28 protein-coding genes are annotated in these 24,052 nt (G+C 69.8%); 6 read left to right on the forward strand and 22 right to left on the reverse strand.

The window, feature by feature from the left end; genetic code table 11:
• A partial coding sequence (locus tag VKV57_00520) for a hypothetical protein (protein HLW58387.1) occupies window positions 1-348 on the forward strand: 348 nt, incomplete at its 5' end.
• 98 nt (window positions 349-446) lie between these two features.
• Entirely contained in the window at window positions 447-1,193 is a 747-nt protein-coding gene (locus tag VKV57_00525; GenBank protein HLW58388.1) for a prolipoprotein diacylglyceryl transferase, read from the forward strand.
• Here VKV57_00525 and VKV57_00530 read toward each other — a convergent pair.
• From VKV57_00530 to VKV57_00605, 16 genes are read right to left on the reverse strand one after another with little or no spacing between them, the layout of a single operon-like run.
• On the reverse strand, window positions 1,190-1,474 hold the full coding sequence (locus VKV57_00530) for a 4Fe-4S dicluster domain-containing protein (GenBank protein ID HLW58389.1): 285 nt from the start codon (window positions 1,472-1,474) through the stop codon (window positions 1,190-1,192). The two genes, VKV57_00525 and VKV57_00530, sit on opposite strands and share 4 nt — an antisense overlap.
• Window positions 1,471-2,772, reverse strand: coding sequence for an FAD-dependent oxidoreductase (locus VKV57_00535; protein ID HLW58390.1), 1,302 nt, complete (start codon window positions 2,770-2,772; stop codon window positions 1,471-1,473). The genes VKV57_00530 and VKV57_00535 overlap by 4 nt, the downstream gene beginning before the upstream one ends.
• Before the next feature lie 11 nt (window positions 2,773-2,783).
• A complete protein-coding gene (locus VKV57_00540) occupies window positions 2,784-4,220 on the reverse strand; it encodes an NADH-quinone oxidoreductase subunit N (GenBank protein HLW58391.1) in 1,437 nt (478 codons plus the stop codon).
• Entirely contained in the window at window positions 4,217-5,749 is a 1,533-nt protein-coding gene (locus VKV57_00545) for an NADH-quinone oxidoreductase subunit M (protein ID HLW58392.1), read from the reverse strand. The genes VKV57_00540 and VKV57_00545 overlap by 4 nt, the downstream gene beginning before the upstream one ends.
• Complete coding sequence (nuoL, locus tag VKV57_00550) at window positions 5,749-7,650, reverse strand: NADH-quinone oxidoreductase subunit L (GenBank protein ID HLW58393.1); 1,902 nt, start codon at window positions 7,648-7,650, stop codon at window positions 5,749-5,751. The genes VKV57_00545 and nuoL overlap by 1 nt, the downstream gene beginning before the upstream one ends.
• A 24-nt stretch (window positions 7,651-7,674) precedes the next feature.
• A complete protein-coding gene (gene nuoK, locus VKV57_00555) occupies window positions 7,675-7,977 on the reverse strand; it encodes an NADH-quinone oxidoreductase subunit NuoK (protein HLW58394.1) in 303 nt (100 codons plus the stop codon).
• Window positions 7,977-8,513 carry an NADH-quinone oxidoreductase subunit J gene (locus VKV57_00560; protein ID HLW58395.1) on the reverse strand — a complete coding sequence of 179 codons (537 nt, stop codon included), beginning with the start codon at window positions 8,511-8,513 and terminating at the stop codon, window positions 7,977-7,979. The genes nuoK and VKV57_00560 overlap by 1 nt, the downstream gene beginning before the upstream one ends.
• On the reverse strand, window positions 8,514-9,002 hold the full coding sequence (gene nuoI, locus VKV57_00565) for an NADH-quinone oxidoreductase subunit NuoI (protein HLW58396.1): 489 nt from the start codon (window positions 9,000-9,002) through the stop codon (window positions 8,514-8,516).
• Window positions 8,999-9,991 carry an NADH-quinone oxidoreductase subunit NuoH gene (gene nuoH / locus VKV57_00570; protein HLW58397.1) on the reverse strand — a complete coding sequence of 331 codons (993 nt, stop codon included), beginning with the start codon at window positions 9,989-9,991 and terminating at the stop codon, window positions 8,999-9,001. The genes nuoI and nuoH overlap by 4 nt, the downstream gene beginning before the upstream one ends.
• A gap of 16 nt (window positions 9,992-10,007) precedes the next feature.
• A complete protein-coding gene (gene nuoG / locus VKV57_00575; protein HLW58398.1) occupies window positions 10,008-12,479 on the reverse strand; it encodes an NADH-quinone oxidoreductase subunit NuoG in 2,472 nt (823 codons plus the stop codon).
• A gap of 58 nt (window positions 12,480-12,537) precedes the next feature.
• Window positions 12,538-13,812 (reverse strand): NADH-quinone oxidoreductase subunit NuoF, encoded by a 1,275-nt coding sequence (nuoF, locus tag VKV57_00580; GenBank protein HLW58399.1) that lies wholly within the window; start codon window positions 13,810-13,812, stop codon window positions 12,538-12,540.
• Between the two features lies 1 nt (window position 13,813).
• Complete coding sequence (gene nuoE, locus VKV57_00585; protein HLW58400.1) at window positions 13,814-14,287, reverse strand: NADH-quinone oxidoreductase subunit NuoE; 474 nt, start codon at window positions 14,285-14,287, stop codon at window positions 13,814-13,816.
• A complete protein-coding gene (gene nuoD / locus VKV57_00590) occupies window positions 14,287-15,465 on the reverse strand; it encodes an NADH dehydrogenase (quinone) subunit D (protein ID HLW58401.1) in 1,179 nt (392 codons plus the stop codon). Before nuoD ends, nuoE begins: the two co-directional genes overlap by 1 nt.
• Entirely contained in the window at window positions 15,462-16,022 is a 561-nt protein-coding gene (locus VKV57_00595) for an NADH-quinone oxidoreductase subunit C (GenBank protein HLW58402.1), read from the reverse strand. Before VKV57_00595 ends, nuoD begins: the two co-directional genes overlap by 4 nt.
• Before the next feature lie 15 nt (window positions 16,023-16,037).
• Complete coding sequence (locus VKV57_00600; protein HLW58403.1) at window positions 16,038-16,529, reverse strand: NADH-quinone oxidoreductase subunit B family protein; 492 nt, start codon at window positions 16,527-16,529, stop codon at window positions 16,038-16,040.
• Complete coding sequence (locus VKV57_00605) at window positions 16,520-16,876, reverse strand: NADH-quinone oxidoreductase subunit A (protein HLW58404.1); 357 nt, start codon at window positions 16,874-16,876, stop codon at window positions 16,520-16,522. Before VKV57_00605 ends, VKV57_00600 begins: the two co-directional genes overlap by 10 nt.
• A 181-nt stretch (window positions 16,877-17,057) precedes the next feature.
• On the opposite strand from VKV57_00605, the gene VKV57_00610 reads away from it, so the two are divergent.
• The 3 genes from VKV57_00610 to VKV57_00620 all read left to right on the forward strand — a co-directional run bounded on the left by VKV57_00610 (window position 17,058) and on the right by VKV57_00620 (window position 18,044).
• Window positions 17,058-17,261, forward strand: a complete 204-nt coding sequence (locus VKV57_00610; protein HLW58405.1) for a hypothetical protein — start codon at window positions 17,058-17,060, stop codon at window positions 17,259-17,261.
• 186 nt (window positions 17,262-17,447) lie between these two features.
• The gene (locus VKV57_00615; protein ID HLW58406.1) at window positions 17,448-17,684 is read left to right on the forward strand and encodes a hypothetical protein; all 237 of its coding nucleotides are present in this window, start codon (window positions 17,448-17,450) and stop codon (window positions 17,682-17,684) included.
• An 18-nt stretch (window positions 17,685-17,702) separates the two neighbouring features.
• Window positions 17,703-18,044: a hypothetical protein gene (locus VKV57_00620; GenBank protein HLW58407.1), complete on the forward strand. Its 342-nt coding sequence runs from the start codon at window positions 17,703-17,705 to the stop codon at window positions 18,042-18,044.
• A gap of 73 nt (window positions 18,045-18,117) precedes the next feature.
• Here VKV57_00620 and VKV57_00625 read toward each other — a convergent pair whose 3' ends face one another.
• Both VKV57_00625 and VKV57_00630 read right to left on the reverse strand, forming a co-directional pair.
• Window positions 18,118-19,257: a cysteine desulfurase family protein gene (locus VKV57_00625; GenBank protein HLW58408.1), complete on the reverse strand. Its 1,140-nt coding sequence runs from the start codon at window positions 19,255-19,257 to the stop codon at window positions 18,118-18,120.
• Between the two features lie 10 nt (window positions 19,258-19,267).
• Entirely contained in the window at window positions 19,268-19,633 is a 366-nt protein-coding gene (locus VKV57_00630; GenBank protein ID HLW58409.1) for a MerR family transcriptional regulator, read from the reverse strand.
• 274 nt (window positions 19,634-19,907) lie between these two features.
• Here VKV57_00630 and VKV57_00635 point away from each other — a divergent pair, with 274 nt between their 5' ends.
• The gene (locus VKV57_00635) at window positions 19,908-20,876 is read left to right on the forward strand and encodes an NAD-dependent epimerase/dehydratase family protein (protein HLW58410.1); all 969 of its coding nucleotides are present in this window, start codon (window positions 19,908-19,910) and stop codon (window positions 20,874-20,876) included.
• A gap of 61 nt (window positions 20,877-20,937) precedes the next feature.
• Here the strand turns inward: VKV57_00635 and VKV57_00640 are convergent, their stop codons facing one another.
• The 4 genes from VKV57_00640 to VKV57_00655 are packed head-to-tail and all read right to left on the reverse strand — an operon-like array spanning window position 20,938 to window position 24,029.
• On the reverse strand, window positions 20,938-21,711 hold the full coding sequence (locus VKV57_00640) for a class I SAM-dependent methyltransferase (GenBank protein HLW58411.1): 774 nt from the start codon (window positions 21,709-21,711) through the stop codon (window positions 20,938-20,940).
• Window positions 21,711-22,541, reverse strand: a complete 831-nt coding sequence (locus VKV57_00645) for a histidinol-phosphatase HisJ family protein (protein ID HLW58412.1) — start codon at window positions 22,539-22,541, stop codon at window positions 21,711-21,713. Before VKV57_00645 ends, VKV57_00640 begins: the two co-directional genes overlap by 1 nt.
• 25 nt (window positions 22,542-22,566) lie before the next feature.
• The gene (locus VKV57_00650; GenBank protein ID HLW58413.1) at window positions 22,567-23,316 is read right to left on the reverse strand and encodes a glucose 1-dehydrogenase; all 750 of its coding nucleotides are present in this window, start codon (window positions 23,314-23,316) and stop codon (window positions 22,567-22,569) included.
• A 14-nt stretch (window positions 23,317-23,330) separates the two neighbouring features.
• Window positions 23,331-24,029 carry a metallophosphoesterase family protein gene (locus tag VKV57_00655; protein HLW58414.1) on the reverse strand — a complete coding sequence of 233 codons (699 nt, stop codon included), beginning with the start codon at window positions 24,027-24,029 and terminating at the stop codon, window positions 23,331-23,333.
• Window positions 24,030-24,052 lie beyond the last annotated feature (23 nt).

Below are 24,052 nucleotides of genomic sequence, written 5' to 3' on the forward strand. Positions count from 1 at the left end.
CTCTACCAACCCTCCGTGAAGCTCCTCCGCAAGCAGCGCGTGGGCGCCCGGATCTGCCGCCAGTATGATCGCCCGCAAACGCCCTTCGATCGGCTCCTGGCCTCAGGGGTCGGCGACCCGGCCGCCCTCCGCGCCTTGCAGGGTCTCCGCGCTCGCCTGGATCCCTTTGCCCTGGCGGCCGCCATCGACCGCAAACTCCAGCGGATCTATCGGCTCGCCAATCGTCGGCACACGACCCTGCCGCCCCCTGCCGCCCCCTGCCGTCAGCGCGCGCTTCACCCCACGCCCCCGTCACTGGAACAACGATTGGCTCTTCCCCACCCGCCCGCACCGTCGCAGCCGCGCTAGGGCCCCGGTAAGAATTTAAATGACGCGACGATCCCCCTCCCGGTTAGATTCTTAAATGAGTTGACACGGGCGAGGGACACCCTATACTGAGGCCGTCCATGCACCCGGTGCTCGTGCGACTCGGCCCGTTCCTCCTCCGCTGGTACGGCGCCATGATGGCCCTGGCGATGACCCTCGGCGTCGCGTTGACCGCCCGCTTCGGCGAGCGGTTTGGGATCGCGAGATCCCTGATCGTCGATTCGCTGGCGTTCCCCTTTCTGGCCACGCTCCTGGTCGGGGCGCGCGTCGGATACGTCGTGTCGCATCCGCAGGAGTTCCTGGGCGACCCTCTGGCGATCATTCGCCCCCCGTATGCCGGGTTGGCCTCCCACGGCGCGATTGCGTTCGGGCTCGCCTTCCTCGCGCTTTGGTGCCGTCGCCACCGGGTACCGATCTGGCGGCTCACCGATGCGATGGCGCCGGCGATCCTCGTGGCGATCATCCTCGTGCGGTGGGGGAATCTCATGAACGGGGAGCTGTACGGCGATCCCACGACGCTCCCCTGGGGGATCGTCTTTCCGGGGGTGTCGGGGGGGGCGCGCCACCCGCTCCAGCTCTACGAGATGGCGGGGACCGCGCTCATCCTCGCCTGGATCGTCCGGGCCGGGGGGCGACGTCCGTACGACGGCTGGTTGTTTTGGACGGCAATGATCGCGTCGTCGACCCTGCGGTTTCTCCTCGACCTGCTGCGCAGCGCGGACCGCACCGCGGCGTTTCTGACCTGGGGGCAGATGGCGGCCCTGGTCCTGATCATCTGGGGGATGTGGTTCCTCCGCTCGCACCACGCCGCCGACCGCGCCGGCTAGCCGTGCTGCCACTCGATGCCGAAACCTCCCCGCGGCAGCCGCCAATCGATGTTCCGGTAGGGGCAGCCGAGCACGCAGGATGTGCACTCGACGCAGTTGTCGTGGGACACCACGATCTTTTCGCTGTCCCAGACGTAGACGTTCGCCGGACAGAAGGTCGTGCAGGGTCTCTTCCACCGCGTCCCGCAGGCCTCCAGGCAGACCCGCTGGTCCGTGATGCTGATGTGCGACCGCTTGTCGTGTTTCCACCGCAGCATGTAGAGCTTCTCCTCGATTTTCATCCCATCGCCCTCCACCCTTCGTACGCATCGCGGATCAGGCGCCACCACGGCCGCCGGGCGAGCAGCCGGCGGAGGATGCGGCGCTGCTTCTCACGTTTGCCCATACCGTCCACGGTCAACATCTCGTGGATCGCCTCGCTCAGCAGCTCCGGGTAGATCGCCAGCAGCTCGGCGCGCCGCTCGACCAGGTCGGGCAGGCGCTCGTACTTCCGGAGATCCTGGAGGACGAAGGAGGCCTCCAGCAGCTCCCGGTACTGGGACAGCGTCCGGGCGGACCAGTCCCCGCTCCGCTTCGCCTGGATCGCGGTCTCCCCGGCCATGCGCCCGGCGGCCATCGCCAGGTTGCTCCCCTCGCGGTGGAGGTTATTCACCATCATCGCCGCGTCCCCCACGACCATCACGCCGTCGTCGAAGAGGCGCGGCATCGCCCGGAAGCCGCCTTCCGGGATCGCATGCGCCAGGTACTCGCGGACCGCGCCGCCCCGCAGGAGGGGGGCGACCATCGGATGCCCCTTGAACCCTTCCAGCAGATCCCAGGGGGTGATCCGGGTCTCCATGAACTGGGAGATGAGCGCGCCGATCCCGACGGACAACGACTCGCGGTTCGTGTAGATGAAGCCGTACCCCGCCATCCCGCGGGTCACCGCGCCGTAGACCTCAATCGTCGCGCCGATCCCCGGCTCGAGCGTGAACCGCTCCTCGATCGCTTCTGCCGGCAGCGCGATGATCTCCTTCACCACCAGCGCCATCTCGTTGGGCGCCAGCGGTCGGCTCAGCCCGGCCTTCTGCGCGAGGAACGAGTTCGCCCCGTCGGCGATCACCACGAGGGGGGCGCGCAGGTCCCCGTCCTCGCGGCCGGTGCGGACCCCCACGACCCGACCGCGCTCCCGGATCACATCCTCGACGGTGGTTCCGGGAATCAGCAGGACGCCCGCGGCCTCCGCCTGCTCCGCAAACCAGGCGTCAAAGGGGACCCGCAGGACGGTGAACGCGTTGGGAGGCTCGGTGGAATGGGGAAGGTGTTTGTGGCCCGCGGTCACCGCGCTGTCGGCGGTGGTGAGCCACAGCCGCTCATCGGTGACGACCCGCTCCATCGGCGCGCTCTTCCAAAACTCCGGCACGACGTCGGCCAGCATCCGCCCGTACATCACGCCGCCCATGACGTTCTTCACGCCCGGCCGCTCGCCGCGCTCGAAGAGCACGACGCTGAGGCCGGCGCGCGCCATCGTCAGCGCGGCCGACACGCCGCCGGGGCCCGCCCCTACCACGATCGCATCGAACTCCGGGTCGGAAGCCACGGCCCGAGATTCTACCTGACCGCCCGGGCCGCCTGCTCGACTGCCGCGGTGAACGCCGCGGGGAACACCCCCAGCCAGAGCACGCCCAAGGTGGCGAGCACCAGCGCCGCCCCCACGAACCCGTTGCGCACCACCTGCACCCCAGGCGGCCCTTCACCACTCCACGCGACGTAGGCGACGCGGAGGTAGTAGTACACGGAGACCACGCTCGTGAGGACGCCCACCAGCGCGAGGGCGGTCTGGTGCCCCTCTAGGGCGGCGCGGAACAGATACAGCTTGGCGATGAACCCCGCCGTCGGCGGCAGCCCCGCCAGCGACACCATGAACACGATCAAGGCGGCGGCGGCCCACGGCGCCCGGCCGGCCAGGCCGGCCAGATCCTCCACCCGGTCGGCCTCCTCCCCTCGCCGCTCGAGCAGCAGCAGCACGCCGAACGCTCCCAGGTTCATGCTCGCGTAGACCAGCAGATAGAAGAGCACGCTCGAGACCCCCGCCGCTCCCCCTGCGGCGACCCCGATCAGCAGATAGCCGGCATGCGCGATCCCCGAGTAGGCCAGGAGCCGCTTGAGGTTCGTCTGGAACAGCGCGGCCAGGTTCCCCACCACCAGCGTCACCATCGCCAGCGCCGCCAGGATCGGGGCCCACTGCGCGGTGAGCAGGGGGAGGCCCAAAGGAAACACCCGCAGCAACCCGGCGAACGCCCCGATCTTCGCCACGACCGACATGAACGCCGTGACCGGGAGCGGTGCCCCCTCATAGACGTCGGGCGCCCAGGCGTGGAAGGGGACCAACGCCGCCTCGAACGCCAGCCCGATGGTGACGAGCCCGATCCCAATGCGGAGCAGCGGGGAGGGCGACGCCAGGGCAATCCGGCGGAGGTCGATCGACCCGGCCGCGCCGTAGATCAGCGCGACGCCGTACACGAAGAAGGCGGTGGCGAAGGCGCCGAGGAGGAGATACTTCAACCCGGCTTCCTGCGACCGCTCGCTCCGCCTCGCCATCCCCGCCAGCACGTACAGGGGCAAGCTCAACAGCTCGAGGCCCAAGAACAAGGTGATCAGCGTCGCGCTGCCCGCCATCAACATCGCCCCGACCGTGCTCAGCAAGACAAGCGCGTAGTACTCGCCCGCGGGCAGCCGGACTCGGGTCAGGTAGGCCGGGGAGAGCAGAATGCCGACGCCCGCCGTGGCCAGAGCCGCGAGATCGGCGACCCGGGTCAGGGAATCGCGGATGTACGTGCCGGCAAACGCCGAGCCGTGCGTTCCGCTCCCCAGATCCCAGATCAGCGCCAGCGCGACCGCGACGAGCGCCCACCACGCCGTGCGCGTCGTGGGGACCTCGGGTTCGAGCGTCGCCCCGGTGCTCCACGCGTCCTGGAGCAGCACGAAGAACGCTGCCACCACACACACCAGCTCCGGCGCGATCAGCGCCAGGTCCCCGCCTCTCACCGCGCGCGGCTCCCACTGGCCGCCCCGCGGGCGAGGGGCGCGGCGACCTCCCCCGCCGGGAACCGCTCCAGGAGCGCCTGCACCGTCGCCTCGCTCCGCACCAGGAGCGGATGCGGGTCGAACCCGACCCATAGGATCGCCGCGATCAGCGGCACAAGGAGCGCGACCTCTCCGCGGCGGAGGTCCGGCGTCGACCCAAGGCCGTCCCGCAGCGGCCCGTGGAAGATCCGGCCGACGAAGGCGAGCAGGTACGCCGCCGCGATCACAACCCCGAACGTCGCGATCACCGCGTCGGCCGGCCGCGTCTGAAAGGTCCCCAGGAGAATCAGGAACTCACCGATGAACCCGTTCGTGCCCGGGAGCGCGAGCGACGACAGGACCACGATCATCGTCGCGCCGGCCAGCGCCGGGGTAACCGCCGCCAGGCCGCCGTACTCGGCGGCCTCGGTGCGGCCCGTCCGCCGGATGAGCATCCCGGCGATCAGGAACAGCGCCCCGGTGCTGATGCCGTGGTTGATCATCTGGATGAGGCTCCCCTGCATCGCCGTCTGGTTGAACGCAAAGATTCCCAGCAGGATGAACCCCATGTGGCTCATACTTCCGTAGGCGAGCAGACGGCGCAGATCGCCCTGCGCCCACGCGATCGCGCCGCCGTAGAGGATCCCAATGACGGCGAGCGTCGAGAGGAGGGGGCCGAACGCGCGCGCCGATGCGGGGAACAGCGGCAGGCAGAACCTCAAGAAGCCGTAGGCTCCGGCCTTCGCCATCACCGCCGCCAGCAGCACGGTCACCACCGGCGGGGCCGCCGCGTAGGCGTCGGGCAGCCACGTATGCAGCGGCCAGACCGGCATCTTGATCGCGAAGGCCACGGCGAACGCCAGGAACAGCAGGTCCGCCATCGCCCCGGGGAGCCCCAGCGGATGCGCGAGCAGCGCCGGCAGATCGAAGGTGGGCCGTCCGAGAAGGATCCCGCCCTGGAGGTACACCGCCACGAGCCCGAGCAGCATCAGCACGCTGCCCGCCATCGTGTAGAGGAAAAATTTGATCGCCGCCGGCGCCCGTCCGGGCCCGCCCCACAGCGCGATCAAGAAGTACATCGGAATCAGCATCCCCTCCCAGAACACGTAAAACAGGACGAGATCTTGGGCGAGAAACATCCCCAGCATCCCCCCCTCGAGGAGGAGGATCGTGATCGTCAACGCCTTCGTCCGCCCCTCCACCTGTGTCCCGGCGGCCACGAGCGCCAGAGGGAAGAGCAACGCGGTGAGCGCGACCAGGCTGACCGATAACCCGTCGACGCCAAGGTGATAGGTCAACCCGGCCACCGGGACCCACGGGACCTTCTCCTCGAACTGCAGCGAGGCCACGCCCGGCACGAACCGCCACCACACCAGGGCCGCGATGACAAACACGACCCCGGCGGTGGCGACCCCGATTCGTCGAATCGTGTGTTCGTCTCCCCGGTCCACCGCCGCGACCGCGGCGGCGCCGGCGAGTGGGAGGACGATCAGCCAGCTGAGCGGGCCCATCAACGCCACATCCAGTAGACGAGGATCAGGAGCGCGCCGACCAGCACAAACGCCGCGTAGTGCCGGAGGTATCCCGTCTGGCCGCTCCGGAGCGCCTCCCCGGATCGGCCGATCGTGCGGGCCACCCCGACGACCGCGCCATCGATGACGACCCGATCGCCGACCGAGAGCAGCCGGGCCAGCGAACGGGCGGGGCGGGTCACCGCCGCGGCGTAGAGGGCTTCAATATAAAACTGGTGGCTCAGAAGCTGCGCCAGGGGGAGGATGGTGCCGCGGAGCGCCCGGCGGACGTACGCCAGCCATCCCAGGGCGACGCCGAGGAACGCGACCGCCACGCTGGCGAACACGAGAACCCCCTCCGCCACCCCTGAGCCGCCGGCCCGGAGCGCGAACTCCCCGCCCACGCTCAGGACGGGATGGAGGAAACGCTCCAGCGTCCCGGGCCGGCCGAACGACCAGCCCAGCGCCCCCCCGATCGCCGCAAGCACGGTGAGCACCCACATCGGCCCGCGCATCGACGGGGGCGGGTCGTGGGCCGCGACGCGCGCGCCGTTCGTCGGCGTTCCGAGGAACGTCAGCGCGTACGCGCGGACGGTGTAGACCGCGGTGAGCCCCGCCGCCAACACCCCCACCCCCCACAGCCAGACCCGCGCGTGAAAGGCCTGCGAGAGGATCAGATCCTTGCTGAAGAATCCGCTGAGCGGGGGAATCCCGACGAGGGCCAGACCGCCAACGGCGAACGCCGCAGCCGTCTGGGGCAGCCGGCGGCCCAACCCGCCCATCCGGCGCATGTCGGTCTCCCCCCCCAGCGCATGCATCACGCTGCCCGCGGCAAGGAACAGCAGGGCCTTAAAGAAGGCATGCGAGGTCAGGTGGAAAATCCCGGCCCCGAACGCCCCCACCCCGACCGCGAGAAACATGTACCCGAGCTGGCTGATCGTGGAGTAGGCCAGCACCCGCTTCAGGTCCGGCTCCACGAGGGCCGAGGCCGCGGCGAACACCGCCGTCACCGCTCCCACCGCCGCGATCACATCCATGGCCAGCGGCGCGCGGAGAAACACGGCGTGCAGCCGCACGATCAGGTAGACTCCGGCCGTCACCATCGTCGCGGCGTGGATCAGCGCGCTCACCGGCGTGGGGCCTTCCATCGCGTCCGGAAGCCACACGTGCAGCGGGAGCTGCGCCGACTTGCCGGCCGCCCCCGCGAACAAGAGCAGCGCCAGGGCGGTGGCGGCCCCTCCCCCCAGCGCGAGCCGCCCGGCGGCCTCCCGCGTCATCACCACGAAGTCCGTCGTCCCAAAGATCCCGAACGCCAGAAAGATGCCCAGGAGAAACCCGACGTCGCCGAGGCGGGTCACGAGAAACGCCTTGACGCCGGCCGCCGCGGCCTGGGGGCGGGCATACCAGAAGGCGATCAAGAGGTAGCTGCAGAGTCCGACCCCCTCCCAGCCGATGAACATCACGACCAGATTCCCGGCAAGCACGAGGGTGAGCATCGAAGCCATGAACAGGTTCAGGTAGGCGAAATACCGCGCGAACCCCGGATCCTCGGCCATGTAGCCCACGGAGTAGACGTGGATCAACAGCCCCACGCCGCTGACGACGAGCCCCATCGTCACCGAGAGCTGGTCGACGATCAGGCGCAGCGGGACCTGGACCGGCCCGGTGGCGATCCACGAGTAGAGGTCGACGGCTCGCGGCAGGCTCCCGGGCGCCCCCCCGCCGAGCGGAAACCGCTGGATCCACCACAAGAGCCCGACGGACGCCACGAACGCCGCGGCGACCGTTCCGCAGGCGATGGCGGCGACGGCCGCGCGCCGCAGGCGCGCCCCCCACAGGCCGTTCACCGCCCATCCGGCCAGCGGCAGCGCGGGGATGAGGACCACGAGGAACGGGATCATCCCTGCCGCCGTCCGGTGCGGGCCCTACCCGCGGAGGAGGTGCACGTCATCGATGTCCACCGTCTCACGGGATCGGAAGATGTCGACGATCATCGCCAATCCGATCACGACCTCCACCGCCGCGACCACCAAGATGAAGAACACCACCACCTGGCCGTCCACCGAGCCGTGCAGGCGCGCAAACGTCACCAGGGCCAAGTTGGCCGCGTTGAGCATCAGCTCGATCGACATGAAGACCACCAGCGCGGACCGGCGGACGAGCACCCCCACCATCCCCAAGGTAAACAGGACGGCGCTGAGTGCCAGATGGTACGGGGCGGGGACGATCACCGGCCGCCCTCGCCGCTGCCGGAGGGGGGCGCTCCGGTCGCGGCCGCGGGAAGCCGCTTCCCCAGCGCAACCGCCCCGATCATCCCGATCAGCAGCACCACGGACGCCGCCTCGAACGGGAGGAGAAACCGCGAGAAGAGCGCCCGCCCCACGTCCTGAACCGTGCCGAACTCCTCCCCGGTCGCGGCGGGGGGCCGGCCGGCGCCGGCCACGACGAACAGAAGGACCAGGCCGACCGCCGTGCACAGGGGAATCCCCCAGGCGGTCGGCAGCACGGGGCGGAGCCGAGGCTCCTCTCCGCTGCGCGCGTGGAGGAGCATGATGATGAACACGAAGAGCACGACGATCGCCCCGGCATAGATAATCACCTGCAGCGCGGCGATGAACTGCGCGTCGAGGAGGAGGTACTCGACCGCCAGGCTGCCGAGGACCAGCAGCAGGGACAGCGCGCTGTGGACCGGGCGGCGCGACGCGATCACCCCGACCCCTCCGGCGAGGGCGAGACCGGCCACCACCGCGAAGAGGACCGCCATCTAGATCTCCCGGTTGGGATCCCGTCCCGATTCGCCGGGGACGCGCTCGGTCAGCCGCTCCTTCGTATAGATGAGCGAGTCGCGGGTGTAGCCGGAGAGCTCGTACTCGTGCCCGAGAACGATGGCACCGGTCGGGCACGCCTCCTCGCAGAACCCGCAGAAGATGCACCGCAGCATGTTGATCTGGAAGTCGGCGGCGTACCGCTCCCCCTTGGAGATGGGACGCAGCGGATCGTTCTCTTCCGCCCGCACGTAGATCGACTGACTGGGGCAGGTGATCACGCACAGTTCGCACCCCACGCACCGCTCCATCCCGTCGGCGAAGAGCGTGAGGTAGTGCCGGCCCTTGAACCGTCGCTGGACCGCGGGCTTCTCTTCCGGATAACGGATCGTGATCGGCCGGCGGAAGAGGTACCGGCCCACGATCCCCAGCCCTTTCACCGTCGCCCAGGTCCGGCGGAGGCGTTCCTCGAGCGCGCCCGGCCTCATCCCGCGCCCCCGCGCCAGACCAGCAGGACGGCGGTGATCGCGAGGTTGGCGAGGCCCACCGGGATCAGCACCTTCCACCCCAACGCCATCAGTTGATCGTAGCGCAGCCGGGGGAGCGTGGCCCGGATCCAGATGAAGAGGCAGACCACCGCGAAGACCTTGATCAGGAACCACAGCACGGAGGGGACCCACGGGCCCTGCCACCCGCCGAGGAAGAGGGTCGCGATCAGGGCCCCCATCGTGATCACCCCCACGTACTCGCCGAGATAGAACATCGCGAACGCGAACCCACCGTATTCGGTCTGGTAGCCGGCGGTCAGCTCCTGCTCCGCCTCGGGCAGGTCGAACGGAGCGCGGTTCGTCTCGGCGAGACCCGCCACGAGGAAGAGGAGAAATGCCACCGGCTGCGTCAGGATGTACCAGCCGCGCGTCTGCGCGCGGACGATGTCGACCAGGCTGAGGGAGTTCGCCATCATCACGACGGCCAGCACGGCGAGCCCCAGCGTCAGTTCGTAGGAGATCACCTGGGCGCTGCTGCGCAGCGCGCCGAGCAGTGAGTACTTGCTGTCCGAGGCCCAGCCTCCCAGAATGATCCCGTAGACGCCGACGCTGCTGGCGGCGAGCACCAGCAGTATACCGACGTTGACGTCGGCCACGTACAGCGCGATCTCCCGGCCGAACAGGTGGATCGGCGGCCCGATCGGGATCACGGCATACACGAAGAGGGCCGCCACCACCGTGATGATCGGCGCGAGCGTATACACGAGCCGGTCGGCCTGGGCCGGCACAAAGCTCTCCTTGAAGATCAGCTTGATCCCGTCGGCGAGCGGCTGCAGCAGGCCGAACGGTCCCACGCGGTTTGGGCCGATCCGCAGCTGGAAGCGCGCAAGCAACCGGCGCTCCAGCAGCGTGACGTACGCGAACGCCGTCAGCACCGCGCCCAGGATCACCGCGCTTCGGATCGCATCCACGAGGATCGCCGCGAGCATCTCCCCCGCCGCTCCGTTACCCGGCCGCGTCCGCCGCGACCAGCGCCTGCACGGTCACCCTCACCGGTCCTCGCTCGTCCTCCAGGCGGGTGACCGGCGCCGCATCGAATCCCCGGGGAATATAGACCCCGCCGGGGTGCACCCCCGCCCAAATCCGCGCGGGGAGCCGCAGCGTTCCCCTGAGGGAATGGACCTGGCACGGCGCGCCATCCACGAGACCGAGGCGTGAAGCGTCCTGGGGGTGAACCACCACGAACGGCTCGCCGGCCTGGTGGCGAATCCCGGGGCAGCGGAGCGCCATCGTGCCGCGATCGAAGAGGCGGCTTCCCGTGAGCAGCGCGAAGTCGCCGTCCCCCCCGGGCGGCAGCGGGCCGACCGATGCGGCCGCGGCCTCCACCGGCGGGCGCGGCGGCGCGAGTCGGGCGCCGTCCCTCCACCCGGGGACCAACGAGCCGATCTGCGCGAACACGTCCTCCCACCCCGCGGCGCCCACCTCGGTCCCGAGCCGGGAGGCGATCTGCGAGAAGATCCAGGCATCGGACCGGGCCGTGCCCGGGCCGAGCCTGGCCTGATCCTGCCGCAAGACGCGCCCCTCGATGTTGCAGACCGTCCCGGCCTTCTCGGCAAAGCTCAAGGCCGGCAGCACGACGTCGGCGGAGGCGGCGGTTCGGGTCAGGAACAGTTCGTGCACGACGAGAAACCCCAGCCGCCGGCGGGCCTCGGCCCAGGCGGTCGCGTCGGGGTAGTCCGTCGCCGGGTCAGCACCGGCCGCGCAGAGGACGGCCAGCGCACCGCCCCGGGCGGCCTCGAGCATGCCGCGGACCGTGAGGCCGAGGACGGTCGGGACGGCCCGCCCCCACGCCGCTTCCACCGCCGCCCGCGCCCCGGGGTCCCCCAGCGGCCGGTATCCGGGGAGCATGTCGGGGAGCAGTCCGAGCACCTGAGCCCCCCCGCTGTTCCCGCGGCCGCGCAACACTCCGAAGTCGGCACCCCCGTACGCGGCACGGAGCCCGTCCAGCGCGGTGAGCACCTGCGCGGTGTCCGGCCGCTCCAACGCGGCCCGCCCGACCAGGACCAATCGCCGGCCCGCGCCTTCGAGCGCGGCGGCGGCGGCGCGGATCTGGGCGGCCGGAACCTCCGCCCCCGCCGCGGCGGCCTCGGGCGGCACGCATCCCGCCAGCGCGCCGAGCAGGGCCACCTCGGCCCCCGCCCGATGCACGAGCACGTGGTGCGCCCACCGCCCGATCTCGAGATCCCACGGGGCGACGATGATCAGACGGGCGCCGCGGTCGATCGCCTTCTTGACGCGCAGCCAGATGATCGGATACTCCTCGGTCAGGTCGCACCCCGCGAGGACGATCGCGTCCGCCCGCTCGACATCCCCGATGGGGATATCGAGCCCCCACGGCGTCCTCGCCGCCGGCTGCGGATGCGCGGTCTCCGTGCGGAAGTCGATCGAGTTGGTCCCGACGATCCCCCGAAACAGCCTCAGCAGGAGGTAGTTGTCCTCGTTCGTCGTCCGCGCCCCGCCCATCACGCCGACGCGTTCCGGCGGCGCGGCCCGGAGGGCCTGCGCCACCCGGTCCAGCGCCTCGTCCCACGTCGCTTCGGCGAGCTCGCTCCCGCGGCGGACGAGGGGGACGGTCAGCCGCTCCGGGCTGTTCGCAAACTCGTACCCGAAGAACCCCTTGTCGCACAGCCAGATGTCGTTGATCTCGGGATGCTCGCGCGGCCGCGTCCGGATCAGCGCCCCGCCCCGGACGTCGAGCTGCGTCGTGCAGCCGCAGCCGCAGTGGGGACAGACGCTCCGGACGTGCTCGTTGTCCCACGGCCGGGCCCGGAACCGATAGGTCGCGCTGGTCAGCGCCCCCACCGGGCAGATCTCGATCGTGTTGCCGATGAACTTGCTGCGCACCGGCTCCGTAAACGGCGTGCCGATCTGGCTGTGGTACCCGCGCTCAAACCCCTTCAGCGCATCGTCCCCCGCCAGGATCTCGCCGAACCGGACGCATCGCCAGCAGAGGATGCACCGTTCGCGGTCGAGGACGAGGATCGGCCCCATCGGGATGTGCTTGCGGAACGTCCGCTTTGTCTCGATGAACCGGCTCTGCCCGGGCCCGAACTTGAGCGTGTTGTCCTGGAGCGGACACTCGCCGCCCTTATCGCAGATCGGGCAATCGAGCGGGTGGTTGACCAGGAGGAATTCGAGAATGCCCTGCTGGCCCAGCCGCACCCGCTCGGTTTGGGTGCGGACCACCATATCCTCGCCGGCTTCCTGCGTGCAGGAGGTGACGAGCTTGGCCATTTTCTCGATCTCCACGAAACACATCCGGCAGGCTCCGAGCGGGGGCATCCGATCGTGGTAGCAGAACACGGGGATTTCGACCCCGAGCTGACGGGCCGCCTGCCACACCGTCGTCCCTTTGGGGACGGCCACCGGCCGGCCGTCGATGGTGAGGTGGACCATCGGGATCCTCTCCTCGCTCATCGCTTCGGTTCCCCCGTTCCGATCCGCATCGGGCTTCCCCCCGCCGGGCCGCTCCCGCTCACGCCGGCACGCCGCCCGCGGCCCGGACGTCACACGTCCCGGTCTTGATGTGGTGTTCGAACTCCGGGCGGAAATACTTGAGCGATGCCCTCAGGCTCGGCGGCACGCTCTCGCCCAGCAGGCAGAAGCACGTCCCGGTCATGTTCCGAGCGATTCCGTCCAAGAGGTCGAGATCCTCCATCCGCCCCCGCCCCTCCAGGATCCGGTCGAAGATCTGGGTCAACCAGATCGTCCCCTCGCGGCACGGGGTGCACTTCCCGCACGACTCGTCACGGTAGAACTCCGCGTGCCGCCGCATCACCGTCGGGATGCAGGTCGAGTCATCCATGACGATGATCGCACTCGACCCGAGCATCGACCCGGCCTTGGCCAGCGACTCGAAGTCCGCCGGGGTATCGAGGAGGTCCGGAAGGATGATCGCCGACGACGACCCGCCGGGAAACACCGCCTTCAGCGTCCGGCCCGGCCGCAGCCCGCCGGCGTGGTCGAAGATGATCTCGCGCAGCGATGTGCCGAGCGGCAGCTCCTTCACCCCGGGGTCGACCACGTGGCCCGAGACCGAGTAGAGCACGGGCGGCCCGTACGCGCGGTAGCCCTCCGCACCCAGCGCGATGATGTGCGGGAGGTGGCAGAGCGTCTCCACGTTGTTCAGGACGGTGGGGTGGCTGTACAGCCCCTTCACCGCGGGATAGTACGGGGGTTTGGGGCGGGGAAACCCGCGGTGCCCCTCGAGGCTCTCCAGCAGGGCCGTCTCCTCGCCGCAGATATACGCGCCGGCACCGCGGTGGATCACCACCTCGAGGTCGAATCCGCTCCCCAGGATGTTCTTCCCGAAGTACCCGCGGGCGTAGGCGTCGGCGAGCGCCCGGGTGAGCCGTTCGTAGGCGGTGAAGAATTCTCCGCGCAGGTAGACGAACCCCCGGTGCACCTGGTTTGCCACGCAGGCGATCATGATCCCCTCCAGCAGTTGGTGGGGATCCTCCTCCAGCAGCGTGCGATCTTTGAAGGTTCCCGGTTCGCTCTCGTCGCCGTTCACGACGAGGTAGCGGGTCTCCCCCTCGCGCTTCGGCGTGAGCTTCCACTTGCGAGCGGTGGGGAAGCCGGCCCCCCCTCTGCCGCGAAGCCCGGCGCCCTCCACGATCTCGACGACCTTGTCGGGAGTGAGGTCGCGCAGGACGGTCGTCGCCGCCCGGTAGCCCCCGGTCTGCAGGTAGGCGTCGATCCGCTCGCGGCCGGGTTGACCGAAGTATCGGGTCAGGAGCGGGCGCGCCATCCTACTTCAGCCCGGCGAGGAGATCGTCGATCGTCCCGACGGTGACCCGCGCGTGCCGCTCCGCGTTCACCAGGAGCACGGGCGCCTCTTCGCACGCCGCCAGGCACTGCACCGCTTCCAGCGTCACCCGGCCGTCCGCCGTGGTCTGGCCGGGGCGAATCCCCAGGCGGGCGCACAGGTGGCTCACGACCCCCTCGCAGCCGTTCAGGTAGCAGGACAGGTTCGTGCAGATGCGGATGTGGTACCGTCCGGGAGGCTCGAGATGAAACATCTCGTAGAAGGTGGCGACCGACATCACCTCGGTCAGCGGAAGGCCGAGCGCCTCCCCGACGTCGGCCATCGCCCCCTCGGTGAGGTAGCCGATCTCCTCCTGCGCGGCGTACAGCGCCGGCATCACCGCCGACCGCGTCTGTGGGTAGAGCCGGGTGAGGCGGGCGATCTCCTCGAGGGCGGCCTGAGAAAGCGCCCGAGCCATCAGCGGTCCACGTCCCCGAGGACGATATCGATGCTGGCGATCGCCATCACCACATCGCCCAAGGGACGCCCCTCCACCATCGCGGGGAGCGTCTGCAGGTTGTAGAAGGACGGGGCCCGGACATGGACCCGGGCGGGCCGGTTGCTGCCGTCGCTGACGACGAAATATCCCTTCTCCCCGCGCGCCGATTCGGTGGCCACGTAGGCGTCGCCGGCCGGAGGGTGGATCCCCTCGCTCACCAGCTTGAACTGGTGGATCAGCGCCTCCATGCTCCCGATGAGTTCGCGCCGCGGGGGCAGCGCGATCTTGCGATCATCGGTGATCACCGGCCCCGCCGGGAGCCGCTCCAGGGCCGCGACCGCGATGCGGCGGCTCTGGCGCATCTCTTCCATCCGCACCTTGTACCGGGCATAGGCGTCGCCCTCGTTCCGGGTGGGGACGTCGAAGTCGAACTCGTCGTACCCGCCGTACGGCAGCAGCTTGCGGACGTCGTGCCGGATCCCGGACCCTCGAAGCACCGGCCCGGTCGCACCGAGCGCGATCGCCTCCCGGGACGACAGGACGGCGACGCCCTCGGTCCGCTCCCGCCAGATCAGGTTGTCGTCGAGCAGCGCCTCGTATTCATCGACCCGGCGGGGGATCTCCTCGAGAAACGCTCGCGCCGCCGGGAAGAACTCCTCCGGCAGGTCTTCCGCAACCCCGCCCGGCCGGAAGTACCCCGGCATCATCCGCTGCCCCGAGACCATCTCCGAGAGATCCAGGAACCGCTCCCGGTCCGCAAAGCAGTACAGAAACGCGCTGGTGACGTTCAGGTCGAGCGTGGCCGCTCCAAGGTAGACGAGGTGGCTGGCGATCCGATTGAGCTCGCACATCAGGATCCGGATGTACCGGGCACGGGGCGGCGGGGTGATCCCCAACAGGCGTTCCACCGATTGATAGAACGCCATCTCCTCCAGGTAGCTCGCCACGTACTCGATCCGGTCGACGAGCGTCACGTTCTGGAGGTAGGTGCGCGTCTCCATCTCTTTCTCGATCCCGGTGTGGAGGTACCCGAGAACCGGCGTACACGTCCGGACGACCTCCCCCTCAAGCTCCAAGATGAGCCGCAGCAACCCGTGGGTCCCGGGATGCTGGGGCCCCATGTTGATGGTGAGGGTCTCTCGGGTCAGCTCGCTCATTCGCTCCCCGGGGGCGGGTCGCCCCCCGATCCCGACGGGCTGTGCGGGCGGAAGAACGGGATGATCTCGCTGGGCACCTTGGGGGTGTGCCCTTTAAACTCCACCGCTTCCTCGGTCAACGGAAAATCGCGCCGCAGGGGATGGCCTTCCCAATCGTCCGGCATCAGGATCCGCCGGAGGTCTGGGTGCCCGTCAAACACCACCCCGAACATGTCGTAGACCTCGCGCTCCGGCCATCCCGCGCCCGGGTAGACGCCCACCGCGGTGGAGAGATGCGGCGGTTCCCCCTCCACCTGGACCTTGACCGTGAGCCGATCGGCGCCGCCCCCCTGCCCCAGGAGGTATACGATCTCAAACCGGGGCGACGCCGGCAACCGGTCCCAACAGGTCAGGTCGACGAGACAATCGAGGGCGAGATGCGTCCGGGCCGCCGTGAGGACCTCGAGCAGCACCCCCGGGGTCGCGAGTAGAACGGCGCGCCCCCCCTCATCGCGCGGAGTGGTGAGCCCCCACGGCACATGCGGACGAAGCCGGTCGAGGATCGACTGCTGATCCATGGGCGGGCCGGGGGCTCAGGGAGCCCGCCTGACGGACGATCCGTGAGCAACTTTCTCCTGGAGAAGCTGAAACCCGTGGATCAGCGCTTCGGGTCTGGGCGGGCACCCGGCCACGTACACGTCGACGGGGATGATCTTGTCCACGCCCTGCACGACGGCATAGTTATTGTAGAGCCCCCCCGTGCTGGCGCAGTCCCCCATGGCGATCACCCACTTCGGCTCGAGCATCTGATCGTAGATGTGGCGGACGACCGGGGCCATCTTCTGGCTCACCCGGCCGGCGACGATCATGAGGTCGGATTGGCGCGGGGAAGCCCGGAACAGCTCGGACCCGAACCGGGCAATGTCGAACCGCGATGCGGCGGTGCACATCATCTCGATCGCGCAGCAGGCCAGCCCGAACTGCACGGGCCACATTGAGCTCTTGCGCGCCCAGGCCACCATCCGATCCACGGTCGTCGTGAGCACGTTCCGCTCGACATCGTGCTCGGTGGTGATCACTCCCATTCCAGCGCCTTCCGCTTCAAGAGATAGACGTACCCGCATCCCAAGATGGCGAGGAAGGTGAACATCTCGAGGAGCCCCGACCTCCCCAGGGCACGCACGAGCACCGCCCACGGGTACACGAACACGATCTCGACATCGAAGAGGATGAACAGCATCGCGATGAGGTAGTAGCGGATCGGCACCCGCCCCTGCGCGCTGCCGATCGGCCAGACCCCGGATTCGTAGGGGAGCGACTTCTCCAGCGAGGGGAACCGGCCGCCCGCCAACCGGTGCAGTCCAAGCAGCGTCACCGCCAGCAGCGTCGCGAGGATGAGATGGACGAGTACAGGGACATACGCGGACATCATTACGATTATGATTGCAGACTTGGGAGACCCTGTCAACGACACCGGTGCGGCGCCACCGGCGGGCGCGCGACTCTGGAAGGCCCCGCGCACGCGAGGTATGATGGCGTGTGGAAAGGAGGCGACAACGATGGCAACTTGCTTGAAGTGCGGGAAAGAGTTCAGGTTGGGGAGCGCGGGCTGGATGGCCAGACTGGAAGGACCCGCGGCGGGGATTCTTCCCGAGTCGCGCCTCAAAAAGATCCTCATCTGCCCGGACGATTTCGGCAAACTGGGACCGGTACAAAAGGGATCTTGGCACGAGCACATCGATCCCCCGAAGGGTGGGCCGACGCGCGAGAAGCGCATCGGTCGTCTGGGCGACGCGCAGGTGCCCGACGAGGAGTAACGACCTTTACCCGCACGCTCTGTCGGTCATCGATGCGGTCCCGGGGGGGAGTCGAGGCGCATCGCCGTGCCGTCGGCATGCCCGTCGACCTGCGGATCGCAGGCCGGTGCGCCCGCGGGGGATCCGAAGCATGCCCGGAAGAGGACCTTGTGTGCACCCAGACAGCTCCATCCGGAGGTGAGGGGTATGGCGTTTATCGAGACGATTCCGCCGGAAGAAGCCACCGGCGCGCTTGCGCAAGTCTACGAGGGCGATCTCAAGAGCACAGGCGCGGTGGCCAACCACACCCGGGCGCTCAGCCTCCGGCCGGACGTCACGACGGCATGGCGCGCCCTCAGCATGGCCGTCCGCGCCCACATCGATCCCCGCCGGTATGAACTGATCACCACCGTCGTTGCCGCCCGTTTGCGGTGCAGTTACTGAACGCTCGCTCACGGAGCGGTGCTCCGTGGACAGTTCTTCCAGCAGGGAGAGGTGGAAGCCATCGTTCGGGATTACCGGCACGCCGGGCTGGCCGCCGCGGACGTCGCCATGCTCGCGTTCGCGGAAAAGGTCACGCTGCACGCTTACAGGGTGACGCAAGCGGATGTGGATGAACTGCGGGGCCACGGCTTCGCCGACGCCGAGATCCTCGACATTATCCTGGCGGCTGCGGCCCGGAACTTCTACAGCCGGGTGGTCGATGCGGTGGGCGCCGTGCCCGATCCGGAATACCTCGACCTCGAGGCGGGCCTGCGGCTGGCGCTGGCGGTCGGGCGCCCATTTGGGGAGCCGGCCGTATAGCACAGCGCCGCTCGGCCGCCGGGGGCCGAGACGTGGAAGCGGGGACCTTCGATGGTTGGGGGGGGAGGCGGCTCTACGCCGCCTGCCGGAGCCGGGTCACCACTTTGCCCAGGACATCGAGCGCGTAGGTCACGTCCGCGTCGGTCGTCCCGCGGCCCAGGGTGATCCGGACGGCCCCGGCGACCAGGCGCGGGGGCAGGCCGAGCGCCTGAATCACGTGGGACGGCTCGATGCTGCCGGACGTGCAGGCCGAGCCCGAACTGACCGCCACTCCTTGCAGATCGAGCCCCATCACCAGCGACTGGCTGTCGGCGCCATCGAACGATAGGTTGATGTTGTTGGGGAGGCGCCGGACCGGATCACCGTTCAGATGCGCCCCGGGTAGTGCCATCGCTTCGCCAATGAACCGATCGCGGAGGGCGGTGAGGCGCGCACGCTCCGAGTCCATTTCCTGCGCGGCGACCCGAAGAGCCGTCCCAAACCCGACGATCCCGGGGACGTTTTCGGTCCCGCCCCGCCGCCCGCGCTCATGGCTTCCCCCGTGCTGCGTGGGGAGGAGCGGAGTGCCGCCGCGGACGTAGAGCCCCCCTACTCCCTTCGGCCCGTACCGCTTGTGGGCGGACATCGAGAGGAGATCGACGTGAAGGGCGCCGACATCGATCGGGGCGGCGCCCACCAACTGGGTCGCGTCCGAGTGATACGGGATGCCCCGGTCGCGGCAGATCGCGCCGATCTCCGCCACCGGCTGGAAGGTCCCGATCTCGTTGTTGGCCGCCATCACCGAGACGAGCACGGTGTCCGGGCGGAGACTCCGGCGCACCTCTTCGGGATCGACAATGCCCCGCCCGTCCACGGGGACATAGGTGATCGCATACCCCCGGTGCTCGAGAAAGCGGCAGGCCTCCAGGACCGCGTGGTGCTCGATCGCGGTCGTCACAATGTGCCGGCCGCGGCCCTCCGTGGCGAGCGCCACGCCGAGGACGGCCAGGTTGTCGGACTCGGTGGCGCCGCTCGTCAGGACGATCTCGCTCGCGCGCCCGCCGATGGTCTCCGCCACCTGCGCCCGCGCGTGATCCACCGCGCCCCTCGCCTCTTGCCCGAACGCGTGCATGCTGCTGGCGTTGCCCGCCCGTTCGACGAAGAACGGCAGCATCGCCTGGAGGACGCGCGGGTCGACCGGAGTGGTCGCCGCGTGGTCCAGGTAGACCTTCACCGCACCCGCCTCACCGCATCCGTCGAGCGGGCGAACTTCGGGCGTCGGCGGCGCCGCCCAGCGGCCGGCGCCGGGAGTGGGGCTTCGGCCGGGCGATCACCCAGTCGCGGTCGATCGAAGCGGCAGCGCTCTGTTCGAGGAACTGCTTAACCTCGGGGAGCGGCAGACGCTTGGCTTTGAGCAAGTACGTCGCCCGCTGGAGGTGCTCGACATCCTGCCAGGAATACAGCGGGCCCGCGCGGGGCGCGCGCGCGCGCCGCGACCGGGTTGCGGGCGGGATGCCGTGCGTCCGGAGGCGCCGAAGCGTCCTCGGGGTCAACCCGGTTAACCCCGCGACGATTTGAGGGGAGAGAAACGGAAACGTAAGATCCTGCATGCCGGGGACCTCCAGGGAAGAGTGCGGACGCATCAAATTATAGCATCCGGGAGCGCCCCGAGGGAACCTCGCGCCCCCCGTCTCTCGGTGGGTGGCTGACGTCGCTTCTCACCGGGTCGGGCGGCGCTGAAGGGGAGTCGGCCGTGGATGTAGAGGAGGGTCAGGTCGAGGGGTTGGGCTCGCCGGACCTTCGAGACCACGCCCTCGGCGCCCCTCCCGCGTCTCGAACCACGGCCGGTCGCGACGGGCCGGGATTGGAGTGGGCCGTACCGACGTGACTGGCACGCGAGTCCTGGTGACCGGCGCAACCGGCATGATCGGGGCCGCCATCGTCCGCGCCCTGCGGGCCCGGGGGCGATCCGTTCGCGTCCTTGCCCGGGCTCCCGATCGAGCCCGCGCCCTCTTCGGGTCCACGGTGGAGATCGCTGCGGGGGACCTCGGCGAACCCGAGAGCCTCGAGCGGGCATGCGACGGCATCGGGGAGATCCATCACGCTGCGGCCCTGCTCGGCCTGCAGTCTCCGGACGACAAAATCCTGGAGACGAACGTAGGGGGCACCCGGCGGCTGCTGGCGGCGGCCCGAAGCCGCGGGGTGAGGCGAATCGCATTCACGAGCTCGGTCGCCGTCTACGGGGACCGTTCCGGGTACGACATCCCCGAAGACGCGCCTCCGTACCCCGGAGGCGCCTACGGGATCTCGAAGGTCCGAGCGGAAGAGCTGCTGCGGGAGGCGGAGCCGTCGGTCGACTGCGTGATGGTGCGCCCGTGCATCGTGTACGGGGCGGGCGATCGGTACTTCCTCCCGCAGCTCAGGCGCATCGCGGCGCTGCCCCTCCTCCCCCTCCCCGATGGCGGGCGTCACGTGCTGGACCTCGTCCACGCGGAAGACGTCGCAGCCGCGCACCTCATCGTCATGGAGCGCGGCCGGCCCGGCGACGCCTACAACGTGACCGACGGTGCCTCCTACCCGGTGAGGCAGGTGATTCGCTGGATCGCCGGCGCCCTGGGGCGATCGCCGCACCTGCTGCCCCTCCCGCGATGGGTGGCCTCAGCGCTGGTCCGCCCGGCCCGGATCGCCGGGCGGCTCGGGAGGATCCCGGCGCTCGCCGGCCTCTCGCGGCATGACGTCGGGGTCTTCTACACGGACCGCCACTTCGACATCAGCAAGATCCGCTCGCTCGGGTACGCACCGCATCATCAGGCCGGCGAGGGAGTGCGGGCGGTCCTCCTCGGTTCCCCGTAATCGCATTGCGCCGCCGGTTCGTCATCGGGCGCGCGGCGCCGGTCCGCCCCGCCGCACTCGATCACGGCTTCGACGCGACGAGGGTCAGCCAGTGATGGCGGAAGCGCCACTCCCCGCCGACGAGGGCGGGCTGCATGCCGGCCCGATCGCCCTCCGCGGACCGGCGCAGCATCTCCTTGAGCCGTGGGACGACCTCGTCCGGGGTTGCGGCCAGCCGGCACCACTCGCCGAGTTCGCGAACCTGCACGCCGGACGCCCGTCCGGTGATCGTCAGGCCGCACGCGGTCACGAGCGCTTCGAGGCCGGCCGGGCTGCGCACCTCGACGTGCGACGGATCGCGGAGGCGTTCGATCTCGTTCTGCCGGGCCCGCGCCGCGTCGTCCGCGGAACCGACCAGGTCGCCCACCGCGATCCTCCCCGCCCCCCGGCAGACCCGCACCATTTCGTCAAGAACTCGCCGGGGATCCGCAAAGTGGTGGATGGCCATCGTGGTCGAGACGATCGTGAACGCCCGATCGCGAAACGGCAACCGCTCGCCCTCTCCGCGGACGACCTGCAGGGCCGCGGGGGGGCGCGCGCCGGGCTCCCGCCGGACGATCCCGAGCATCTTCATCGTCAGGTCGAGTCCCACGGCCATCCGGACGTGCGGGACGAAGGCCCGCAGCAGCCGGCCCGGCCCGCAGGCCACGTCCAGGAGGAGGTCGGCGGAAGTCGGCGCCGTCAGGCGAAGCAGGGTGTCGATCTCCGACAACCTCCCGATCACCCCGCTGGCGGCAAACACCTCGGCGGTACGGCTGAACCGCTCCTCGTTCAGGCGCCGGATCCGCGGATCCATCACAGCGGCACCATCGTCCTGACACGGCCGGCGAAAGTGGCCACCTCCGTGTACCCGGCCTCCCTCGCCGCGGCCGCGGCCCGGTCGAAATCCCTGCCCACGTCCTCGGGCAGGTGGGCATCTGAGTTGATCAGCGTGGGGACCCCCGCCCGACGGCAGGCGCGCAGGAACGCCGGCGCCGGGTAGATCTCCCCCACCGGTTTGCGCCACCCCGCGGTGTTGATCTCGGCACAGACCCCGGCGCGGGCAAACGCCAGCGCGGCGGCCTCATAGAGTTCCGAGATGTCCACCTTCGGCCGGTAGCCGAACACCTTGATCACGTCCGCGTGCCCAATGACGTCGAAGCAACCGGTCTCGGCCGCCCGCGCGATGATGCGAAAGTACTGCCGATAGGCGTCGTGGACGTCCCGGCGCTCCCACTCGCCGACCAGGTCCGGATTGTCGAACCCCCACCACTCGCCGCCCCGATCCTGCGGGGGCAGCCAGTGCACGGAGCCGATCGTGTAATCCCACGGGTAGGCGCGGATCGCGCGCTCGAGCGCGGCCTCGAACCCCGGAATGTAGTCCCACTCCAGCGCCACCCGGACCGGCAGCCCGGCGCCGCGCGCCTGCTCGATCAGCCGGAGGTACGTGTCCAGGGACTCGGTGTTGCGCTCGTCCACCCAGGAAAGGGAGGCGGGGTAAATGGCGCGGCACTCGCGGAACCGGTGCGGGTGCTCGCTGAAGCCGATCTCGCGGAGCCCCCGCTCCTGTGCGATCGTTACGAACCGCTCCAGCCACTCCAGGGTCCACGGCCCCCGCTCCAGGTGCATGTGGTAATCGGTGCTCATCGTCTCACCCTTCGCCCGATCCGCGCTATCGCAGCACCGTCCCGCCGTCGACGACGAGCGTATGCCCGGTGATCGACGCGGCGTCGTCCGAGACGAGAAACACCACGGCGTTGGCGATCGCCTCGGGCGCCCCGACGCGCTTGAGCAACGACACCGCGCCCAGCCGTACGCGGACGTCGGCGTTCCACCCCGGCCGGGATTCGACGATCCCCGGGGCGACGGCGTTCACCCGGATGTGGGGCGCGAGCTCCAGGGCCAGGCGCCGAGTGAGCATGATCACTCCCGCCTTGCTCGCCGCGTAGGGCGCGGAGGTCTCGTAGCCCGGTCGCGGCGAGAGCCCGCCGCCGCTGGCCAGGTTGACGATGACGCCGGACTGCTGGGCCTGCATGATCCGCGCCGCCGCTTGGGTGCAGAGAAACGTCCCTTTGAGGTTGACGCCGACCACCCGGTCCCAGTCCGCCTCGGTCACCTCGAGCAGGGGGGCGCGGCTAAACACCCCGGCGTTGTTCACGAGAATGTCCACCCGGCCGAACGCCCCGTGGACCTCGCCGATCATGCGGCGCACCTCCGCGGCGTCGGAGACATCGGCCCGAACCCGCAGGGTGCGTGCGCCGAGCCGCGTGGCGTCTTCCGCCGCCGCGGCCGCCCCCTCGGCACTCTCGTGGTAGTGCAGCGCGAGCGCGGCGCCCTCTTGGGCCAGCGCCTTCGCGATCGCCCGGCCGAGCCCCCGGCCGGCGCCGGTGACGAGGGCAACCTTCCCGGTGAAACGGCGCACGGCCCGGTCCAGCCCTAGCCGGAGACGCGGGCGATCCGGAGGCGCCGGGCGAACGTCGCCCCGTCCGGATGGGTGTTCGTGAGCAGTTCCTGGGCGACGGGTTCGACGTCATAGGACACGCGGACGATTTCAGCGCGCCACCGCCCCCCGCTCAGCTCACAGATCGCAAACGACGGCTGGGGGATCCCGTCGAAGGGGAATCCGACGCTGCCCGTGTTGACGACCAGCCCGCCCGCGACCTCCCGAGCGTAGGGCCGGTGGATGTGCCCGTAGACCAGCGTCCGGGTACGCGCCTGCTCGAACAGGCGCGCGATCTCGTGGGGGGAGGCATCGGGCTCCAGAACATCGCTCAGGCTGGTGGGGGTGGCGTGGACGACCACCAGCGGCGGTTCTCCCGGAGGCTCGACGCGGTGGGAGCTCGGAAGCGCCCGCAGGAACGCCTCGTGACGCGGGAGGAGCCGCTGCCGCGCCCAAGCCACCACGCTGCCCCCACCCTCCTCGATCCCCGCGATCCACACGTCGGTGTTGCCCAGGACGGTCGGGTACCGGCCCTGCATGAGGCGATCCATCGCCTCGCGCGGCCGGGGTCCGCCGAAGGCCAGATCTCCCCCGTTGATCACCTGATCGAACGGGCCCCGGGCCGCCAGCTCGGCCAGCACCGCCTCGAGGGCCCGGAGGTTACCGTGAACGTCCGAGAAGATCGCTACGCGCATCGCCGGCTCCTCGCCGAGCGCGG

The organism is bacterium, assembly GCA_035307765.1.
In the GTDB taxonomy this organism is placed as follows: Bacteria; Sysuimicrobiota; Sysuimicrobiia; order Sysuimicrobiales; family Segetimicrobiaceae; genus Segetimicrobium.

Bases quoted from the DNA above. Each gene is read 5' to 3' on its own strand.
- VKV57_00615 (HLW58406.1), top strand. From the start codon at position 17,448: ATGGCGTTTATCGAGACGATTCCGCCGGAAGAAGCCACCGGCGCGCTT.
- nuoF (HLW58399.1), bottom strand. From the start codon at position 13,812: ATGGCGCGCCCGCTCCTGACCCGATACTTCGGTCAACCCGGCCGCGAG.
- nuoE (HLW58400.1), bottom strand. From the start codon at position 14,287: ATGGCTCGGGCGCTTTCTCAGGCCGCCCTCGAGGAGATCGCCCGCCTC.
- VKV57_00655 (HLW58414.1), bottom strand. From the start codon at position 24,029: ATGCGCGTAGCGATCTTCTCGGACGTTCACGGTAACCTCCGGGCCCTC.
- VKV57_00630 (HLW58409.1), bottom strand. From the start codon at position 19,633: ATGCAGGATCTTACGTTTCCGTTTCTCTCCCCTCAAATCGTCGCGGGG.
- VKV57_00595 (HLW58402.1), bottom strand. From the start codon at position 16,022: ATGGATCAGCAGTCGATCCTCGACCGGCTTCGTCCGCATGTGCCGTGG.
- VKV57_00525 (HLW58388.1), top strand. From the start codon at position 447: ATGCACCCGGTGCTCGTGCGACTCGGCCCGTTCCTCCTCCGCTGGTAC.
- VKV57_00605 (HLW58404.1), bottom strand. From the start codon at position 16,876: ATGATGTCCGCGTATGTCCCTGTACTCGTCCATCTCATCCTCGCGACG.
- nuoH (HLW58397.1), bottom strand. From the start codon at position 9,991: ATGCTCGCGGCGATCCTCGTGGATGCGATCCGAAGCGCGGTGATCCTG.
- VKV57_00600 (HLW58403.1), bottom strand. From the start codon at position 16,529: ATGGGAGTGATCACCACCGAGCACGATGTCGAGCGGAACGTGCTCACG.
- VKV57_00610 (HLW58405.1), top strand. From the start codon at position 17,058: ATGGCCAGACTGGAAGGACCCGCGGCGGGGATTCTTCCCGAGTCGCGC.
- nuoD (HLW58401.1), bottom strand. From the start codon at position 15,465: ATGAGCGAGCTGACCCGAGAGACCCTCACCATCAACATGGGGCCCCAG.
- VKV57_00530 (HLW58389.1), bottom strand. From the start codon at position 1,474: ATGAAAATCGAGGAGAAGCTCTACATGCTGCGGTGGAAACACGACAAG.
- VKV57_00640 (HLW58411.1), bottom strand. From the start codon at position 21,711: ATGGATCCGCGGATCCGGCGCCTGAACGAGGAGCGGTTCAGCCGTACC.
- VKV57_00560 (HLW58395.1), bottom strand. From the start codon at position 8,513: ATGGCGGTCCTCTTCGCGGTGGTGGCCGGTCTCGCCCTCGCCGGAGGG.
- VKV57_00645 (HLW58412.1), bottom strand. From the start codon at position 22,541: ATGAGCACCGATTACCACATGCACCTGGAGCGGGGGCCGTGGACCCTG.
- nuoI (HLW58396.1), bottom strand. From the start codon at position 9,002: ATGAGGCCGGGCGCGCTCGAGGAACGCCTCCGCCGGACCTGGGCGACG.
- nuoL (HLW58393.1), bottom strand. From the start codon at position 7,650: ATGATCCCGTTCCTCGTGGTCCTCATCCCCGCGCTGCCGCTGGCCGGA.
- VKV57_00545 (HLW58392.1), bottom strand. From the start codon at position 5,749: ATGGGCCCGCTCAGCTGGCTGATCGTCCTCCCACTCGCCGGCGCCGCC.
- nuoG (HLW58398.1), bottom strand. From the start codon at position 12,479: ATGAGCGAGGAGAGGATCCCGATGGTCCACCTCACCATCGACGGCCGG.